The sequence below is a fragment of the Polymorphobacter megasporae genome (assembly GCF_018982885.2).
Lineage (GTDB): Bacteria > Pseudomonadota > Alphaproteobacteria > Sphingomonadales > Sphingomonadaceae > Polymorphobacter_B > Polymorphobacter_B megasporae.
Window position 1 is genome coordinate 786,381 of sequence record NZ_CP081848.1, and the last position, 19,354, is coordinate 805,734.

A 19,354-nucleotide genomic window follows, 5' to 3' on the forward strand; every position below is an offset into this window, starting at 1 on the left:
TGTTACTGACCGGCAGGCACCACGACCCCGCCCTTCATTACCATCCTGATCCGGCGGACTGCGCCGATGTCGGCGGTCGGGTCGCCGTCGACCGCGACAAGATCGGCGAGCAAGCCCGGCTTCACCGCGCCCAGTTTCCTGGACAGATGCAGCCAGCGGGCATTGCCCCACGTCGCCGCCACGAGCGCGTCGGCCGGGGCCATCCCGGCGTCGACCATCAGCTCGATCTCGCGCGCGTTCTGGCCGTGCGGGAACACGCCGACATCGCCGCCCATGCAGATCGGGACGCCCGCCTTCATCGCCATGCGGAAGCTCTGGCGGTTCAACACGACCCCCGGCGGCGCGGGCTCGCTGCCGTTCCAACCCCGATAGCGCGACGTCGCGTCGGATGCGGCGAGGGTCGTGCACAGCGCGATCCGCTTCGCCGCCATCGCCGCGAAGATTTCCGGCGTCCCACCATAGCCGTGCTCGATCGTATCGACCCCGGCGGCGACCGCGCGGCGCATCCCCTCGGCAGTCGAGGCATGGACTGCGACCGGGCGGCCGGCATCGTGCGCGGCGGTGACCGCAGCCTTGATCTCGTCGAGGCTGAGCGTCGCGCGGCTGTCCTCGCCCGGACGCCAGCGGTAATCGGCGTAAAGCTTGACCCAATCCGCGCCCGCCGCGATCTGGCGGCGGACGGCGGCGACGATCTGGTCGGTGCCCGAGACTTCCTCGGCGCCCTGCGGGACCACAACGCCCGGCTCGAAGCCCTTGGGGCCATAAGCGCCAAGCGCGACGATCGCGCGTGTCGCAACCGACAGGCGCGGCCCGGGAACGATGCCCTCGTCGATCGCCGCCTTGAGCCCGACATCGGCATAACCCGCACCCTCCGTGCCGAGATCGCGTTCGGAGGTGAACCCCGCGAGCAGCGTCGCCTTGGCGCTCGCCACCGCGCGCGCGGTCCGCAGCGCCAACGGCTCGTGGAGCACCTGATCGTCCCAGCTGGTCTCATTATACGGGTGGAGGAACAGGTGGCCGTGCCCCTCGATCATCCCGGGCATCAGCGTCGTGCCGGGCAGCTCGATCGGCTTCGCATCGGCGGGGTGCGGCAGGTCGGGGCCGACCGCAACGATCTTGTCGCCGGTGACGAGCACCTGCCAGCGCGCGTGGACCTTGCCGTCGACGCCGTCGAACACGCCTGCGGGCTTGAGCAGCAGCGACGCGGTTCCGGCCGCCGACGCCGCCGCCAGCGGACCGATCGCCAACGCCGCGAGTATCGCCAGCCACCGCATAGTCATTCCCTTTTTCCCACCCTAAGCTCGGCTCATGGATAAAGCCCTGCGACGCACACGCAATCTCCTGATGATGCTGGCGGCGGGAATGACGGCAGTGCCGGGTGCCGCCGAGACCGACACGACGCGGTGGCAGCACGAGGCGGCGCGGGTGACGATCGTCCGCGACGACTGGGGGATTCCGCACGTCAGCGGCCCGACCGATGCCGACGCGGTCTTCGGGCTGATGTACGCGCAGGCCGAGGACGACTTTGCCCGGATCGAGGCGAACTACCTCACCGCTCTCGGGCGGACCGCCGAGGCCGAGGGCGAGGACGCGATATGGGGCGACCTGCGCCAGCGGCTGTTCGTCGACCCCGTCGAGCTCAAGGCGGAGTATGCGGCGAGCCCGGCATGGCTGCGGACGCTGATGCAGGCGTGGGCGGACGGATTGAACTTTTACCTCGCTTCGCATCCTGGAACGAAGCCGCGGGTGCTGACCCGATTCGAGCCGTGGATGGCGCTGAGCTTCACCGAGGGCAGCATCGGCGGCGACATCGAGCGAATTTCGCTGAGCGGCCTCAAGACCTTCTACGGCCAGCCGACCCCGCCGACGCCGGAGGAATTGGGCATGGTGCTCCGCGAGCCGTCGGGATCGAACGGCATCGCCATCGCGCCGCGCCTGACCGCGAACGGCCACGCGCTGCTGTTGATCAATCCGCACACCAGTTTCTATTTCCGGTCAGAGGCGCAGATTACCAGCGCCGCCGGGCTGAATGCCTATGGCGCAAGCACGTGGGGGCAGTTCTTCGTCTACCAGGGGTTCAACGCCAGCGCCGGCTGGATGCACACCTCGTCGACCGCCGACGCCGTCGACGAGTTCGCCGAGAAGGTAACGCACACCGCGAACGGCTGGTCGTACCGCTACGGCAAGGCCGCGCGGGCGGTCGCCAGTCGTGTCGTCACGCTCCGGTTCCGCCGCCCCGACGGCACGATAAGCGAGCGCAGCTTCACGACCTACCGCACGCATCATGGCCCCGTCGTGGCGATGAAGGCGGGGAAATGGATCGCCACCGCGCTGATGTGGAAGCCGGTTCCGGCGCTCGAACAAAGCTATCTGCGGACCAAGGCGACCAATCTCGCGAGCTATATGAAGAGCGCCGCGCTTCAGGCCAACTCGTCGAACGACACGCTGTTCGCCGACAGCACCGGCGAGATCGCCTTCCTGATGCCGCAGTATATTCCGCTGCGGAACGACCGCTTCGACTATACGCGGCCCGTCGACGGCAGCGATCCCGCAACCGACTGGCGCGGCCTCCATACGCTCGCCAGCCTGCCGAGCGTAATCAACCCGCGCATCGGCTGGGCCCACAACACCAACGACTGGCCGTGGAGCGCCGCCGGACCCGACAGCCCAAAAACGGCTAATTATCCGCGTTACATGGACCAGGCGGGTGGCAATGCCCGCGGCGTCCATGCCGACCTGCTGCTGACCGGCAAAAGCGGCTGGACGCCCGAGACGCTGCGCGCCGCGGCGTTCGATCCGTATCTGCCCGCCTTCGCCCGCCTCCTGCCCGCACTCGTCGAGGCTTGGGCCGCTTTGCCCGCAGGCGATGCGCGCAAGCCCGCCCTCGCCGCGCCGATCGCATTGCTCAAGGGCTGGGATTATCGCTGGAGCGCCGACTCGACCGCGACGAGCCTCGCGGTGTTCTGGGGCGACCAGCTGTGGCGCGACGTCGGCAGCTTCGCGCAGGCGGAACGGCTCAACGTCCCCGACTATATCGCCACCCGCGTCAGCCCCGACGCCAAGCTTGCCGCGCTGACGGCAGCGGTCGGCCAGCTGACCCGCGACGTCGGAAGCTGGCAGACGCCGTGGCAGACGATCAACCGCTTCCAGCGCCTCGACGATGCAATCGCGCCGCATTTCGACGATGCCAAGGCGTCGCTGCCCGTGCCCTTCACCTCGGCGCAATGGGGCAGCCTCGCCTCGTTCGGCGCCAAGCCATGGCCGGGGACGACACGCTATTACGGCACGAGCGGCAACAGCTTCGTCGCGGTCGTCGAGTTCGGTCCGCGCGTGAAGGCGATGGCGGTGATGGCGGGCGGCCAGAGCGGCGACCCGACCTCACCACACTTCGCCGACCAGATCGCCCGCTATGCCGCCGGTGCGCTCCGCCCGGTGTATTTCTACCCGGACGAGCTCAGCGGGCACGTCGAGCGCCGCTATCACCCCGGAGGATGAGCGCGCCCGCTACGGCTTGAGCTTCGCCTCGAGGAACCGCACCGTCGCGCTGTCGGCCTTGAGCCAACTGTCATAGCGCAGGAAGCCGTGGATTTCGTTGGGCAGGACGAGCTCGTCATAGGGCACCCCCACCGCGTCGAGACGGCGGGCGAGGTCGATCGTCTGGTTGAAGCGGACGTTGCGGTCGTCGTCGCCCTGGATCAGCAGGACAGGCGACTTCCACGTCGCGACGTCGGCATCGGGCGAGCTGGTAAAGGCGGTCTTGACCAGCTCCAGCCAGTCGCCCTGCTCGTAGCGCTTCGCGGGAGCGGCCTCCTCGTACAACAGGCGCGACCAGTCGTGGACGCCGTGGAGATCGACGCCCGCCTTGAAGATGTCCGAGTTGCGGGCGAGCGCGAGGCCGGTCAGATAGCCGCCGTACGATCCGCCCCAGATGCCGATCCGCGCCGGGTCGACCCCCGGCAGCGACTGGAGATACTTCGCGCCGGCGACGACGTCCTGATACTCCGAGGCCCCCGCCGGGCCGCCTTTCGCCGGATGCTGGAACGCGCGGCCATAGCCGATGCCGAGCCGGTAGTTGACCGACAGGACGACGAACCCGTGCGCGGCGAGGTACTGGTTCACCGCATAGGCGTTCGAATAATAGTCCATGTACGACCAGCCGAGCAGCATCTGCCGCGGCGGTCCGCCATGAACGAAGATCACCGCGGGCTTCTTCTCGTTGCCAGCAGTGGCGAACAACTGGCCGTGGATCGTCAGCCCGTCGGCCGCGGTAAAGGTGACGCGCTGCGGCACGACGAGCGACGCGGCGGGATAGGGTGCGGCGCCGTCGATCGCGCGGTCACCGCCGGCACTGGCAACGTGGACCGATGCCGGGCGTTGCCCCGTGACCGCGACATAGGCGAGCCCTGAGCCGACTGGAACCGGAAGAAATTCGAGGCCGGTGCCGGGGGTCAGCATCGCCGTTGTGCCGCCGTCGACGTCGACGCGGTAGATGTGGCGGCGGTCGTCGTCGCTCGCATCGGGGCCGGTGTTGGCGGTGTAGAGCAGGCCGTGCCGGTCGGCGGTCGGCTTCACGTTCTCGACGATGAACTTGCCCGGGGTCAGCAACACTGGCTTGCCGCCGCCCGCCGCGACGGCGTAGAGATGCGCCCAGCCGTCGAGTTCGGCACGGAAGCTGAGCTTGTCGCCAGCCGCCCACGCCAGCCCGACCCCGCCCGGAACGTCGGGAAACGAGCCGTCCAGCGTACGCGGGCTGTGCCAGACCTCGCGGCCTTCGCCGGTGACGGCGTCGGCGACGCGGATCGACCATGGGTGAGGCACGTCGACGAGCATCGGCTCGGGGGCGCCGCCAGCGCCGGGACGCCGAGTGAAGGCGACGCGGCGGCCGTCGGGCGACCACACCGGGTCCTCGTCCTGCCCGGTCGACGGCGTCAGCCACGTCACCGACTTCGCCGCAACGTCGTACACGCCGATAAGATTATGATCACGGCGATGCGAAACGAAGGCCAGCTTCGTGCCGTTCGGCGACCATGTCAGATCGGCATCCTTGCCGGCATCGTAGAACAGCCGCTCGGGCTTGGCCTTGCCGCCGTCGAGCGGGGCGGTCCAGACCTGACCGTCCTTGACGTAAGCCAGCCTGCCGGTTGCCGATAGTTTCGGGTGGTCGCCCTCGGCAACCTTGACCGGTGTGCCACCCGCGGCGAGTGCGGTCCAGATCGTCAGCTTCGGTTGCTCGAGCGCATCGGCGGGGTTCGGCTGGACGCCGCCCTCCGCGGGCCAGTTCGCATCGTGGTCGCCGCCGCGGACCCACGCCAGGCGGATGCCATCGGGCGAGAAGGTCAGCCCGGTCAGCTCCTGCCCGTCGTCGGCGGTGCCGCGCGTCACCTGCCGCGGCGCAAAGCCCGGCGCGGTCGCGGTCCAGACATTGCGGACGCCCTTGACCGTCGTCAGCCATGCGATGCGGTCGCCCTTTTCCGCCGCAACGAGTTCATTGACGAACGGATAGGCGAGCATCGCCTCGAGGCCGGGCGGCGGCGTTTCGGCCGGAAGCGGCATCGCCGCGAGAAGCATCGGCAATGTCGCGAGCCACCAAAACCTGAGCGTCACCGCGCATCCCCCTGCCGTTGCGGCGTAAACCTAGCCGCAGTCATGCAACTGTCAAATACGTCGCCGTCGAAGGCCGAGCCGAGCTTGGCGGGTGCCCGGCGGCGTGCAACATGGTGGCGATAAACCGGCGGTGAGCAGACCATGTCGATCGCGTTGATAGCCCTCGCACTGGCGACGTCCCCGCCCGCGACCGACCGCGATACGAGCGCGTGGTGGGCGACGACGACCGTCTTGTCGAACGATGCGATGGAGGGCCGCGACACCGGCTCGGTGGCATACGAGCGCGCGGCGAAGATCGTTGCCGCGCGGCTGGCGGCGGCTGGGGTCAAGCCGGCGGGTGACAACGGCAGCTGGTTCCAGCGCGTGCCGATGGAGCAAGTCGCGCTGCCGAAGGCCGGGGTTCACATCGCGGTCGACACGACGCCGCTCGCCTTCCTCCACGATATTACCGTCGAGCCGACGGTCGACATGCCGACCAAGCTCGACGCGACGATCGCGTTCCGCGGTTATTGCGGCGCCGCCGTGCTGGGCGATGTCCGGGGCAAGGTCGTCGTCTGCTGGGGGACGCACCGCCCGGGCCTGCCCGATGCGGCGGCGCGGCTCGCGGCGGTACGGACCGCCGGAGCCGCCGGCATCGTCACTGTCGCCGATCCGGGTTTCGCCGTCGAGCCGCCCCGCTGGCCGTTCGCCTATGCGCGGTCGGTCTGGCTCGCCGGGACGACGCCGCGGCACGAGGCGATGCTCGTCGCGGCGCTCAACGTCGCGGCGTTGGGACGCGTCGTCGCCGGTTCGAGCCATGACGCGGCAGCGCTGACCGTTGCGGGCACAATGGGCGAGCCGTTGCCGAGCTTCGACGCGCCGGGGCGTTTCGTCGCGAGCTTTGCCCCGACGCGCAAGTCGCTGACCGCCTCGAATATCATCGGCTTGCTGCCCGGTACGGACGCGGCGCTGGCCAACCAGCATATCGTTTTGTCGGCGCATCTCGACGGCTATGGCTTCGGCGAGCCGGTCGACGGCGATGCGTTGTACAACGGGACGCTCGACGACGCGGCGTATGTCGCGCTGTTGATCCAGCTCGCCGAGCGCCGTCACGGGCATGGCTATCGCCGCCCGGTGATGCTTGCGGCGTTCACCGGCGAGGAGAAGGGGCTGCTCGGGGCACGGTGGTTCGTCGCGCATCCGACGGTGCCGCTCGCGACGATCGCCGCCGACATCAACCTCGACCAGCTCCGCCCGATCTTCCCGCTCGACCTGCTGACGGTCCATGCGCTCGACGACACCACGCTCGGCAACGACGCGCGCGCGGTGGCAGGAGAGATGGGCATTGCCGTGCAGAAAGACCCCGAGCCCGAGCGCAACCTGCTCCGGCGAGCAGATCAGTGGCCGGTCCTCCAGGCGGGCATTCCGGCAACCGCCTTCGTCTTCGGCTATCGCCCGGGAGGCCCGAGCGAGCGCGTCTACCGCCACTGGTACGTCACCGGCTATCACAAGCCGCAGGACGACATCGCCCAGCCGATGGACTGGACCGCTGCCGCACGCTTCAACACCTTCTTCTACCGCCTTGTCGACCGCGTCGCCGACCAGCCCGCGGTCCCGGCGTGGCAGCCGGGAAGTACGCTCAAGCCGTGACGATCGCGCCGAAACGTCAGGTGCTCGCCGCCGTGACGATATCGACCAGCTTACGGCACACCGGCGACATATCGCGATGATGGATAAGCCATAACCGGCTGACCGCGCCGGGGGAGTCGAGCGGAAGATAGACGAGATTGTCGAGGTGCAGCGCCGCCAGCGAGCGGGCCAGCACCGTGATCCCGAAGCCAGCGGCGACCAGGCCGAGCAACGTCGACAGCGCGCCGACCTCCTGCACCACCCGCGGCTCGAACCCGGCGTTCCGGCATAAGTGCGTCAGGTGCTCGTTGAACCCCGATCCAAGTTTGCTTTCGTAAAGCACAAAGGCTTCGTCGACGAGATCGGCGATAGCGAGCGCGGGCGACGATGCGAGCCGATGGTCGGTTCGCATCGCAACCATGATGTCTTCCTCGAGCAGCATGGTCGCGACCAGCGACGGCGGTAGCACCGGCGGCTCGACACCGCGGATGAAGCCGGCATCGAGGCTCCGCTCGGTCAGCCGCTCGACTTGCAGGGCGCGCGGCATCTCGGTCAGGTCGAGGTAGACCGCCGGATACGCCTTGCGGAAGTCGAACATTGCGGTCGACAGCAGCGGCGTCAGCGGTGCCGACGTGATGAAGCCGATAGTCAGCTCGCCGATCTCGCCGCGATCGGCCCGGCGGGCAGTGGCGAAGGCATGATCGGCCTGCGCCAGGGTCTTGCGTGCTTCGTCGAGAAACGCCGTCCCCGCTTCGGTCAAGCGGACACGCCGACTCGTCCGTTCGAACAGTTCGACGCCCAGTTCAGCTTCTAATGCGCGGATTTGCTGGCTTAGCGGCGGTTGCGAGATGCCCAGGCGCTCGGCGGCTCGGCCAAAATGCAGCTCCTCGGCGACACCGACGAAATATCTGAAGTGCCGCAGCTCCACGGATCAAGTCGCCCTTCGTATCGATCATGCTGCATCGAGTATTAGACCGCAGCGCATCATTCTTGCAAAACGCTTTGTCGATCAGCCGCCCGTGCCGGCTTACGTCCCGGCAACCGCGCGGAGCAGGTCTGTAATGGCGTCATGATCAGCATCGTCAAAATCGCCTTGCAGCGGCCTTTGACGTTCATCGTCATGGCTATGCTGATCGCGATCGTCGGCGTTCTCGCCGCGCTGCGGACCCCGGTCGATATCTTTCCCGACATTCGCGTACCGGTGATCGCGGTCGCGTGGACCTACGCCGGCCTGTCCCCCGAAGACATGTCGGGGCGGCTCATCACCCCGTATGAGCGCGTGCTGACGACGACGGTCAACGACATCGAGCATATCGAGAGCCAGTCGCTGCAGGGCATCGGCGTGGTCAAGATCTTCTTCCAGCCGGGTGCCGATATCCGCACCGCGACGGCGCAGGTGACGTCGATCTCGCAGAGCGTGTTGCGCCAGCTTCCCCCGGGGGTCACGCCGCCGCTGATCCTCAATTACAGCGCGTCGACGGTGCCGATCCTGCAGCTCGCGCTGTCGGGCAAGGGCCTAAGCGAGCAGCAGCTTTTCGACATCGGCCAGAATCAGGTCCGGACGAGTCTCGTCACGGTTCCCGGGGCGGCGATCCCCTATCCGTCGGGCGGACGCCAGCGGCAGATCCAGATCGACATCGACCCGCAGGCGCTCCAGTCGAAGGGCCTATCTGCGCAGGATGTCGGCAATGCCATCGCCGCGCAGAACCAGATCAACCCCGCCGGTTTCGCCAAGATCGGCTCGTACCAGTACAGCATTAAGCTCAACAACGCCCCCGACACCATCGCCGGATTGAACGACCTCCCGGTCAAGGTGGTCAACGGCGCGACGATCTACATGCGCGACGTCGCGAACGTCCGCGACGGCAGCGGCCCGCAGACCAATGTCGTCCACGTCGACGGCCGCCGTTCGGTTCTAATGACGGTCCTCAAGAACGGCGCAACCTCGACGCTGGCGATCGTCCAGGGGGTCAAGGACAGCCTGCCCGCGATCGCCGCGACGCTGCCCGACAGCCTCCACATCGTGCCGATCGGTGACCAGTCGGTGTTCGTGAAGGGTGCTGTCACCGGCGTCATCGTCGAGGGCGCGATCGCCGCCGCGCTGACCTCGCTGATGATCCTGCTGTTCCTCGGCTCGTGGCGCTCGACCGTGATCATCGCGCTGTCGATCCCGCTCGCGGTGCTCGCCGCGGTGGCGATGCTCGCGGCGATCGGCGAGACTTTGAACGTCATGACCCTCGGCGGTCTGGCATTGGCGGTCGGCATCCTCGTCGACGACGCGACCGTGACGATCGAGAGCATCGAGTGGCACCTCGAAAAGGGCAAGGCGGTCGTCCCCGCGATCCTCGACGGGGCCGCGCAGATCGTCACCCCGGCGTTCGTCTCATTGCTGTGCATCTGCATCGTCTTCGTGCCGATGTTCTTCCTTCCTGGCGTCGCTGGATTCCTGTTCGTGCCGCTGGCGATGGCGGTGGTGTTCGCGATGATCGCCTCGTTCGTCTTGTCGCGGACGCTGGTGCCGACGATGGCGATGTATCTGCTGCGCGCGCATGCGGTCGGCGAGGATGGGCATGCCGCGGGCAAGCCAGGGTCGCGCAACCCGCTGGTCCGCTTCCAGCGCGGCTTCGAACGGACATTCTCGCGGATCCGCACGAGCTATGGCGGCCTGCTCGGACGCGCGCTTGCGGGACGCGGCATCTTCATGGCCGGGTTCATGGTCGTCGTGCTGGCGTCGTTCCTGCTCGTCCCGTTCCTCGGCAGCAACTTCTTCCCGAGCGTCGACGCCGGGCAGATCACGATGCACGTCCGCGCGCCGATCGGGTCGCGGATCGAGGATACCGCCGCCGAGTTCGACCTGATCCAGCGCCGCCTCCGCCAGCTGATCCCGTCGTCGGAGCTCGCCTCGGTCGTCGACAACATCGGCCTGCCGGTCAGCTCGATCAACACGGTGTATAATAACTCCGGGACGATCGGCTCGCAGGATGGCGACATTCTCGTCGCGCTGACCAAGAAGCATCGGCCAACCGCCGAATATATCGCGCTGCTGCGGCGTCAGCTGCCGAAGGATTTCCCCGGCACGACCTTCGCCTTCCTGCCCGCCGACATCACCAGCCAGATCCTGAACTTCGGCGCGCCCGCGCCGATCGACATCCAGGTGACCGGCAAGAACGCCGCCGCCAACGCGGCGCACGCGGCGCGCATCCTTCGCGCGATCCGCTCGATCCCCGGGCTGGCTGATGCGCGGGTCCAGCAGTCGGCGCGCTCACCGCAGCTCAACATCGACATCGACCGCACCCGGATCGGCCAGTACGGCCTGACCGAGCGCGACGTCACCAACAGCCTGTCGACGACGCTCGCCGGAACTGCGACGTCGGCTCCCGTGTTTTTCCTCAACCCCGACAACGGCGTGTCGTACGCGGTCGTCGCCCAGACTCCCGAATACCGCATCGGTTCGATCGCCGACCTTCAGGGCGTGCCGATTTCCGGCGCAGCCGGCACCGCCGCCCAGACGCTCGGCGGGCTCAGCACCTTCGTACGGAGCAACACGTCGCCGGTTATCAGCCATTACAACATCGCGCCGGTCATCGACATCTTCGGGACGCCGCAAGGTCGCGACCTCGGCTCGGTCGCGAAAGACATCAACGCCGCGATTCACGACCTCGACAAGGTTAAGCCGAAGGGCGTGACAGTGACGCTGCGCGGTCAATATGTGACGATGAACGCCAGTTTCACTGGCCTCGGTTTCGGCATCGTCGCGGCGATTGCGCTGATCTACCTGCTGATCGTCGTCAACTTCCAGAGCTGGGTCGACCCATTCGTCATCATCACCGCACTGCCCGCCGCGCTCGCCGGGATCGTCTGGATGCTGTTCGCGACGGGGACGACGCTGTCGGTCCCGGCGCTGACCGGCGCGATCATGTGCATGGGGGTCGCGACGGCGAACTCGATCCTCGTGGTCAGCTTCGCCCGCGAGCAGCTCGAAGTCCTCGGCGACGCGACCAAGGCGGCACTCGAGGCCGGGATGGTCCGTTTCCGCCCGGTGCTGATGACCGCGCTGGCGATGATCATCGGCATGACGCCGATGGCGCTCGGGCTCGGCGAGGGCGGCGAGCAGAACGCCCCGCTCGGCCGCGCGGTGATCGGCGGGCTGATCTTCGCGACCGTAGCAACGCTGTTCCTCGTGCCGACCATCTTCAGCTTCGTCCACCGGCACGGCCGGGCAAAACATGCCGCACAGGAGCTTGAGCTCGCCAATGCTTGATCCGTCGCATACGCAGTTCGAGCCCGCCCGCACTTCATCCAGTTCGCGGACCCTGAAGCTTGCGGGCGTCGTTGCGGCGATCATCGCGCTGGTGGTCGTTGGCTACGGCATCACTTCGCGCAGCAGCGCCGACCACCAGCTCGTTGCCATCTCCAGCGACGCCGCAATTCCGACGGTCTCGGTCGTCACCCCGACCCGCGGCGACCGTTCGACCGGGCTCGTTCTGCCGGGCAGCGTGCAGGCATATAATAGCGCGCCGATCTATGCCCGGACCAACGGCTATGTCCGGCGCTGGCTGGTCGATATCGGCGACCGGGTCGTCGCCGGGCAGACCCTCGCGATCCTCGATGCCCCTGAAATCGATCAGCAGCTCGCGCAGGCGGAGGCGAACTACCAGACCGCGCTGGCCAACGCCGCGCTCGCCAAGAGCACATCGGTTCGCTGGGTCGCGCTGCGTGCAAAGGATGCAGTGTCGCAGCAGGAGACCGACGAGAAGGCAGGCGATCTCGCATCGAAGAACGCGATCGCCAACGGCGAGCTCGCCAACCTCAAGCGCCTCCGCGCGCTGCAGGGCTTCACCCGGCTGACCGCGCCGTTTGCCGGCACCGTGACGAGCCGTTCGGCGCAGATCGGCGGCCTTGTCAGCTCGGGGACCGCGTCGGCGACGGCGCTGTTCACCGTGTCCGACGTCCACCGCATGCGGGTCTATGTCCGGGTGCCGCAGGGCGCATCGGCGCAGGTTCATACCGGGCTGCACGCGACGATGACTTTGCCCGAATATCCCGGGCGAAGCTTCGACCTCGTGTTGACGCGCAACGCCGGGGCAGTCGATCTTCAATCGGGCACCGTTCTGGTCGAGCTGCAGACCGACAATCCCGGCGGCGCGCTCAAGCCAGGGTCGTATTCGCAGGTAACCTTCCCCATCGCCGCAGCCGGTAACAGTGTCCATCTGCCCGCGAGTGCGCTGATCCTCCGGGCGAATGGCCCGACCGTTGCGCTGGTCGACGGCAATGGGCGCGTCACGCTCAAGCCGGTGACGATCGGCCGCGACGAGGGCAAGCAGGTCGAGATCAGCGCGGGTCTGACGGGCAGCGAGCGCATCATCGACTCGCCGCCCGACGCGTTGGAAAACGGCGACCGGGTCCGCGTCGAAGACCCGAAGGCTGGCCGTGTCCAAAGCTAAAAGTGCTGCGACCGCCGCCGTCCTGACTGCTCTGCTGGCAACCGCAGCGTGTTCGCTGGCGCCGCCGTACCAGCCGCCCGCCACAGTCGCGCCGCCCGCGTACAAGGAGGTTGCCGGCTGGACCGCCGCCGCGCCCGCCGACGCTGCGCCGCGCGGTGCTTGGTGGAGCATGTTCGCCGATCCGGTGCTCGACGACCTCGAGACCCGCGCCGAACAGGCCAGTCCGACGCTTGCCGCCGCCCTCGCGCGCTACGATGCGGCACGGGCGCTCGTCAGTTTAACGGCGTCCGACCAGATCCCGACGGTCGTCGCAAACACTAGCGCCGGGCGTACCCGCGCCTCGGCAGGCCGTCCGTTATCCAACGGCAGCGCGGTGACGTACAACGCCTTCTCGATCGGGGCGACGCTCGACTATGAGCTCGACCTGTGGGGCCGGGTCCGCAATAGCGTCCGCGCCGACCGTGCCGACGCCGCCGCGAGCCATGCCGACCTCGCCGCGGTCATGCTCAGCCTTCAGGCTTCGGTCGCCGATGCGTATTTTCGCCTTCGCGGGCTCGATGCCCAGGCCGCGCTGTTGCACGAGACGGTCGCCGCCTACGAACGCGCCCGCGATTTGACGACGACGCGCCACGACGGCGGCATCGCCTCGGGCCTCGACGTCAGCCGCGCCGACAATATCCTGTCGGCAGCACGCGCGCAGATTTCCGCAACCGCCAACGAGCGCGCCGCGATCGAGCACGAGATCGCGGCGCTGACCGGTGCCGTCGCGTCGAGCTTCGCCATCGCCCCGCTCGTCCGCCCACTCGAGCCGCCGCCGGTCGCGTTCGGCGTGCCGTCGCAGCTCGTCGAACGCCGCCCCGACGTTGCCGAGGCCGAACGGCGGATCGCCGCCGCCAACTTCCGAATCGGCGTCGCGCGCGCGGCGTATTTCCCCAACATCTCGCTCGGGCTCGGTGGCGGCGTCGAGGCGACGAGCGGGTCGATCTTCAGCAGCGGCGCTGGGTTCTGGGCACTTGGACCCGCGCAGGCGTTGCTGACGCTATTCGATGGCGGCCGCCGCCGGGCGCAGGTGCGGATCTCGCGCGCGCAGTACGACGAGGCCGCGGCCAACTACCGCTCGACCGTTCTGACCGCGTTCCGCGAAGCCGAGGACCAGATTGCCGCGACGCGCCACCTCGCGGCACAGGCGGCCGACCAGCTGGCCGCCGCTCAAGCTGCCGAACGAACCCGTGAACTCGCGCTGGTCCGTTACCGCGACGGCGCGTCGGACTATCTCGACGTCGTCACCGCCCAGACCGCGTCGCTCGAAGCCGAGCGCGCGGCATTGGCGGTCCAGACCAGCCGGATGCAGACCGCCGTCTCGCTGGTCCGTGCCCTCGGCGGAAGCTACGTTCCGGCCGCCTGATCGGCAGATCGCGCTGCTCTAGCTTCCCAGCCCCAGCTTGCGCGCGCGCTCGGCGACTGCGGGCTGGAGAGCGATCGCGGCGGCCCGGTCAGCCGTCGCGCCCGCTGCATCGCCGACCTTCGCGCGAACGATGCTCCGCGCATAGAGCGACCACGCGCTGCGCGGGGCGATGCCGATGGCGGCGTCATAATCCTTGAGCGCCTGGGTAAATTCGCCGCGGCGCAGACGGACCAGGCCTCGGCTATCGAGATACGCGACCGTTCCCGGGCGAAGCCGGACCGCGGCGTTGCAGTCGTCGAGCGCTCGGTCGAGATCGCGGTTGAGCAGCGCGCGGGCCCAGCAGCGGCCGTTGAGCGCCTCCGGACGGGCGGCGTCTTCGGGATGAGCTTTCAGCCACGCATCGAAATTCAGCAGCGCCGCATCATACTCGTCGACGGCAACGAGCATCGACGCGAGCTGCAGACGCCGCTCGGACGACGGCGGCAGACCCTTGTCGGCGACATGCAGATCCTCCGACGCACCGGCCGGATCGTGCCCACGCAGCTTGAGACCGGCGCGCATCAAACGCACGTCGGCCTCCGCCGGCTCGAGCGCGATCGCCTTGTCGAGATCCCCCGAGGCAAGCAGCGGCTGCCGGTTGGCGAGCCGCATTCCGGCGCGGATGCGGAGGGTGGTCACGTCGTTCGGGGCGAGCGCTACCGCCTTGTCGAGATCGGCCAGCGCCGCTTCGAGCTTGCCGTTCGATGCCTGCACCGTCCCGCGGCGGGTATAGCCCTCCGCGGTGGTCGGTTCGGCGGCTTTGTCGGACAGGTCGAGCGGCGTGCCGTCGGCGCTGACCGCGCGGGTCGGCGTCAGGCCGAAGACCGGGCCGCCTTCGTAGGTGACGAGCATCTTGTTCGCCTTGTTGGCGACGTAGATGCGGTGAGTGCGGAAAAAGTCGAAGCCGATCAACATGTCGCCGTCGCCGATCGTGATGTCGCTGAACTGGATCCTCGGCTTGGGAATCGCCTCGCCGCCGATTTCGAGCTTGTCGAACGTTCCGATCCAGGTGCGGAGGGCGCGACTGCCGAGGCCGGTCGACAATCCGCTGGCAACGACCCCGGGGCTGTCCGGGGTGATGCCGGCGCGCCTCGCGGCGGAAAGGGTCATGATCGACGATTCGGCACCGGTATCGAAGACGGCGCGCAGCTTGACGCCGTTCAACGTCACCGTCCCGACGGTGTGAACCTGAAACGGCGGATTTCGCGATTCGAGCGACACGATCGTGAACGGCTTGGTCCCGGCCCAATACGCCAGCGTTTCGACAGCGCAGTCCTTCGCATGCAGCAGCCGGATCGCCCCGTGGGGCAGGTCATATTCGACATCACCGATGCCGAGGAAATTCTGGCCGAGCAGCCCCACGGCTCCGGTGTCGGTGCCGCCGACGATAAAATCGACCTTGGGCACCGAGACGCCCCCGAGGCCGAAGTCGCGGACCGAGGCAATCGAGGCGGAGGTATCGCCGTTGACCCCGCGCAACCGGAACCACGTCGGTGCCGGGTCAAGGTGCAGCCCGAATTCAGCCGCCGACGCCCGTGACATCGTGCTGTAGAAGGCGCCGCTGTCGACGATGAAGCGTGCGTCCTTGCCACCGATCTTCGTCGTCACGATCGGGCGGTGTCCGGCGAGCATCACCGACATTTCGAGGAACTTCGAAAGCTGGCAGCTCGGCGCAGCGTATGCCGGGGCCGTGGTCAGCGCGGCGATCGACCCTAGGACGATCGCGGCGGCCGCCGACCACCGATTACTTTCACAACGACGTAGCGACCGGCCCGTGGACACTCCCCAATCCCCCCATGACATCAGTGACTGTCCCGCTCAAAGATCAAGCAATCGCACTAACTTACTATAGGCTGTTGATCCCGGTCTATATGAACTGATGGCAGCGCGACTATCCGACATCGCACCGTACCGCCGAACGTCGGCAACGCGTCAGGCGCGGGGCAAGGCAGGAAGCAACCGCGAGGCGCCGTAAGCGATCGCAAGCAGCCCCGCACCGCACGTCGCATAAGCGATGTCGCACAGGAACTCGGTCCACGGCAGCGAGACATGGACGAAATAGCGGGTCAGAAGCAGCGCGACCGATCCCGCATAGCCGCATGCATCGGCGACGTAGATGAGGAAGCCGGCATTGCCCGACGCGTGGGTCGCGGCAATCAGCCGGTCGAATAACAGCGCGTTGAACGGGACGTAGGCGAGATACAGCCCGGCCCCGGCGGCGATCATCCAGCCGACCGCGCCGAGCCAGCCGAGCTGGAACGCGGCGGTGGCGAGGCCCATCGTCGCCAGCCCGACCGCGATCAAGGCAAGGTTCCAGATGACGCCACGGCGATTGTCGCGGACCCGCGTCAACATCGCTAGCGCGACGAGAACGACCGCGGCGACCGGCAATTCGGACCAGGCGAAGATGCCCGCCTCGCCGGCGAAACCAAGCTCGCGCCAGATCTCGGCGGCGAAATTGTCGCGGAAGTCGCGGAACGCCGTCAGCAGGACATAGACCGCGATCAACGCGACGAGGCCGGCGGCGTGGGCGCGGAAGAAGGCGGCGCGCGTGCGCGAATCCATCGGCGAACGTGGCGCGCGTTCGGCTTCGTCGCGCGCGTCGGGGGGCGGCAACTGTGCGAGCGCGGCAACCGCGACGAGCAGCAGCGGGGCGAACAACAGCCCGGTCATCGCGGGCATCCAGCGTTCGCTTACGAGGTTACCGTCGAGCAGTGCCGCGCCGACCGCCTTGACCGCGCCCGACGAGACGATGAAGCTCGCGCACAGGATTGCGCCGAGGATCTCGGTCAGCCGCCGCCCTTCGAGGAAGCCGAACACCAGCCCCCAGATCATGCCGAGCCCAAGCCCGTTGAGGAATAGCGCGATCATGCCGACGACGGGCGGCGCGACAGCGAAGCCAACCAGCGCGACCTCGGCGAACCCGATCAGCAGCAGGATCGCGACGGCACGATGCGCGGGCGGCATTTCGGAGACGATCTTGATGCCGATCAGCTTCGACAGCGCGTAGCCCGCGACCTGCGCGATCACGAGCATGATCTTGAAATCGATCGTGAACGGCCAGCCGGCGATGTGGGTGTAGCTCGCGACGGCGAACGGCTTGCGGTACGCGTACATCGCGAAATAGGCGGCGAACGCCGACGCTCCACCGTAGAGCGCGAACATCGACGGCGGGGCCCGCCGCAGCCATCGCGTCACCGCGCTCTCGCGGCCCGGAAGCGCTGTAAGCGGTGCGGCGATCAAGGCTTCTCGCCTGCCGCGATGCGCGTGGCGATCGTCTCGAGGACCGGCCAGAGGTCGGCGACGCTGTCGATGACATAGTCGGCGCCGGCAGCGCGGAGTGCGTCGGCCGACGCCCTGACCCGGCGCGCGCGCTCGGCCGGGTCGAGCGCATTTAAGTCGTTTAGCGACAGCCCGACGCCATTGCCCGACGCCGCGACCCCGACCGTCCACGCCCCCGCCGCCTGTCCCTCGCCGATGCCGACGACGGCGTCGTCGACCTTGACGCACGCCGACGCGGGCCACGCGCCAAGCTCGACGAGCGCCTTCCACAGCATCAGCGGGGAGGGGCGGCCCTCTTTCGTCTCGCCCGAACAGACGATGACCGCGGGGGCATAACCCTGCGCCGCAGCGAGCGGCAGGATGTCGGCCATCATCTCGCGGGTGTATCCAGTGCACGAACCGACCGGCACCCCGGCCTGCGCAAGGCGCGCGGCGAGATCGGCGGCTCCCGGGATCAGCGCCGAGCAATCGCGCGCCGCGTCGCGCATCAGCGCCGCGACGGTGTCGTGGAGCCGGGTGACGTCATCCTCGATCGCGTCGCCGCCGTGCGCCGCGCGCCATGCGTCGGCGACGCGCGGCACCTTGAGGATCGCGCGGATATGGTCGCGCTTGGCGCGGCCCATGTCGGCGCGCGCTTCGGCTTCGGTGATCGGCACGCCTTCACCGTCGAACAGCCCCAGCAGCGCGACGACGGGGGCGCGGCTGCCATAGTCGATCATCGTCCCAGCCCAGTCGAGAACCACCGCCTTGATGCTCGAAATCATGCCGCAGCTCCCAGTTTCCGCCCGGTGAGATCGCCGATCACCTCCTCGGCGAGCGCGAACGACGTCGATGCCCCGGTGCCGCTGGTGACGACGACGAGGCGCACCCCCTCGGCCGGTTCCGCGACGAGGCTGTGCCCCGCCGCCGAGGCATAGGTCCCGGTCCAGCGGTCGACGACCGGCGGCACCGCGCCGAACACTGCTGCGAATTCTTCGAGGATCAGGCCTTCGACGTGGTCGGAGGCGAACGGGTCGGGGGTCGCCGCGTAATCGTGGCTGTCGCCCACAACCAGACTGCCGTCGGCGTTCTGCGCGACGATCAGGTGGATGCCGTGCGCAAGATGGTCGGGCTGTTCGGCGTCGAGGCGTGCGCGCAACGCTGCAGCTTCGGGTAGCGCCGCGTAACCGAGATAGCGGACGAGGCTGAGGTCGGACATCACCGTCGCCGGCAGCCGGAACCCCGGCGATGCGAGCCGCAGCATCTGCAGCTTGCACCGCGTCACCCCCGCCGCCGCCAACTCCTCGGGGAACAGGGTCGCAAGATCGTCGCCCGAGCAGACGACGATCGCGCCCGCGTGGACCGTCCCCGCCGACGTCTCGATTCGCCCGGCTTCGACCGCGTGGACCGCGATGCCGAAACGGAACTCGACGCCGTGCTCCCGCGCCAGCCACGCCGCGAGCGTAGGGACCGCCGTGCGCGAATCGACGCGCAGGTCGACGGCGCTGAACAACGCGCCGGTCAGTGCGGCGGGAGCCATAGGCGCGATCCGCGCTGCCGCCGCTTCACGCTCGAGCCAGACGCAGCCGTCGCCCATGTCGGTGTCGAGGAACGCTGCGAGCACCGCTGCAGCTTCGGGCCGCTGCGCAACCATCATCAGGCCGGTCTGTTCGATCGCGATCCCGGCGCGCGGTGCGACCTCGGCCCAGACGTCGCGCGATCGCCGGGCGCGCTGCCAGACCTGGCCGGCCTCCTGGCCGGTCACGGTGACGAAGCCGAAATTGCGGATCGAGGCGCCGTTCGCCTGCGCGTCGCGGTCGACGACGACGACCCTGAGCCCGAGACGGCTTGCGGCGAGCGCATGGGCGAGGCCGACGATGCCGGCGCCGACGATGGCGATATCGAACGAGTCGGCCAAGCGATCTCCCTTCCCCGGTCGCGACGCCGGATCTGCCAGACTTCGCGCGCCTGTTCGCGGCGCGCCAAGTCATTC

12 protein-coding genes are annotated in these 19,354 nt (G+C 68.3%); 5 read left to right on the forward strand and 7 right to left on the reverse strand.

Features of this window, described 5'->3' with window-relative positions; translation table 11 throughout:
* Window positions 1–2 precede the first annotated feature (2 nt).
* The gene (locus tag KTC28_RS03695; protein WP_216709780.1) at window positions 3–1,280 is read right to left on the reverse strand and encodes a metal-dependent hydrolase family protein; all 1,278 of its coding nucleotides are present in this window, start codon (window positions 1,278–1,280) and stop codon (window positions 3–5) included.
* A gap of 28 nt (window positions 1,281–1,308) precedes the next feature.
* Between KTC28_RS03695 and KTC28_RS03700 the strand changes: the two genes are divergently transcribed.
* Complete coding sequence (locus KTC28_RS03700) at window positions 1,309–3,495, forward strand: penicillin acylase family protein (RefSeq protein ID WP_216709781.1); 2,187 nt, start codon at window positions 1,309–1,311, stop codon at window positions 3,493–3,495.
* A 9-nt stretch (window positions 3,496–3,504) separates the two neighbouring features.
* Here the strand turns inward: KTC28_RS03700 and KTC28_RS03705 are convergent, their stop codons facing one another.
* Window positions 3,505–5,604 carry a prolyl oligopeptidase family serine peptidase gene (locus tag KTC28_RS03705; RefSeq protein ID WP_216709782.1) on the reverse strand — a complete coding sequence of 700 codons (2,100 nt, stop codon included), beginning with the start codon at window positions 5,602–5,604 and terminating at the stop codon, window positions 3,505–3,507.
* A 141-nt stretch (window positions 5,605–5,745) separates the two neighbouring features.
* Between KTC28_RS03705 and KTC28_RS03710 the strand changes: the two genes are divergently transcribed.
* Window positions 5,746–7,233, forward strand: a complete 1,488-nt coding sequence (locus KTC28_RS03710; RefSeq protein WP_216709783.1) for a M28 family peptidase — start codon at window positions 5,746–5,748, stop codon at window positions 7,231–7,233.
* A gap of 16 nt (window positions 7,234–7,249) precedes the next feature.
* Here KTC28_RS03710 and KTC28_RS03715 read toward each other — a convergent pair whose 3' ends face one another.
* Entirely contained in the window at window positions 7,250–8,140 is an 891-nt protein-coding gene (locus KTC28_RS03715) for a LysR substrate-binding domain-containing protein (RefSeq protein ID WP_216709784.1), read from the reverse strand.
* 141 nt (window positions 8,141–8,281) lie between these two features.
* On the opposite strand from KTC28_RS03715, the gene KTC28_RS03720 reads away from it, so the two are divergent.
* The 3 genes from KTC28_RS03720 to KTC28_RS03730 are packed head-to-tail and all read left to right on the forward strand — an operon-like array spanning window position 8,282 to window position 14,061.
* The gene (locus tag KTC28_RS03720) at window positions 8,282–11,473 is read left to right on the forward strand and encodes an efflux RND transporter permease subunit (protein ID WP_216709785.1); all 3,192 of its coding nucleotides are present in this window, start codon (window positions 8,282–8,284) and stop codon (window positions 11,471–11,473) included.
* On the forward strand, window positions 11,466–12,656 hold the full coding sequence (locus tag KTC28_RS03725; RefSeq protein WP_216709786.1) for an efflux RND transporter periplasmic adaptor subunit: 1,191 nt from the start codon (window positions 11,466–11,468) through the stop codon (window positions 12,654–12,656). The genes KTC28_RS03720 and KTC28_RS03725 overlap by 8 nt, the downstream gene beginning before the upstream one ends.
* Complete coding sequence (locus tag KTC28_RS03730) at window positions 12,643–14,061, forward strand: efflux transporter outer membrane subunit (protein WP_216709787.1); 1,419 nt, start codon at window positions 12,643–12,645, stop codon at window positions 14,059–14,061. Before KTC28_RS03725 ends, KTC28_RS03730 begins: the two co-directional genes overlap by 14 nt.
* A gap of 18 nt (window positions 14,062–14,079) precedes the next feature.
* Here KTC28_RS03730 and KTC28_RS03735 read toward each other — a convergent pair whose 3' ends face one another.
* The 4 genes from KTC28_RS03735 to KTC28_RS03750 all read right to left on the reverse strand — a co-directional run bounded on the left by KTC28_RS03735 (window position 14,080) and on the right by KTC28_RS03750 (window position 19,279).
* The gene (locus tag KTC28_RS03735) at window positions 14,080–15,882 is read right to left on the reverse strand and encodes an aspartyl protease family protein (protein WP_255602242.1); all 1,803 of its coding nucleotides are present in this window, start codon (window positions 15,880–15,882) and stop codon (window positions 14,080–14,082) included.
* A 150-nt stretch (window positions 15,883–16,032) separates the two neighbouring features.
* Entirely contained in the window at window positions 16,033–17,343 is a 1,311-nt protein-coding gene (locus tag KTC28_RS03740; protein WP_255602243.1) for a DUF5690 family protein, read from the reverse strand.
* Entirely contained in the window at window positions 17,340–18,146 is an 807-nt protein-coding gene (phnX, locus tag KTC28_RS03745; RefSeq protein ID WP_216709789.1) for a phosphonoacetaldehyde hydrolase, read from the reverse strand. The genes KTC28_RS03740 and phnX overlap by 4 nt, the downstream gene beginning before the upstream one ends.
* Complete coding sequence (locus tag KTC28_RS03750) at window positions 18,143–19,279, reverse strand: TIGR03364 family FAD-dependent oxidoreductase (RefSeq protein WP_216709790.1); 1,137 nt, start codon at window positions 19,277–19,279, stop codon at window positions 18,143–18,145. Before KTC28_RS03750 ends, phnX begins: the two co-directional genes overlap by 4 nt.
* Window positions 19,280–19,354 lie beyond the last annotated feature (75 nt).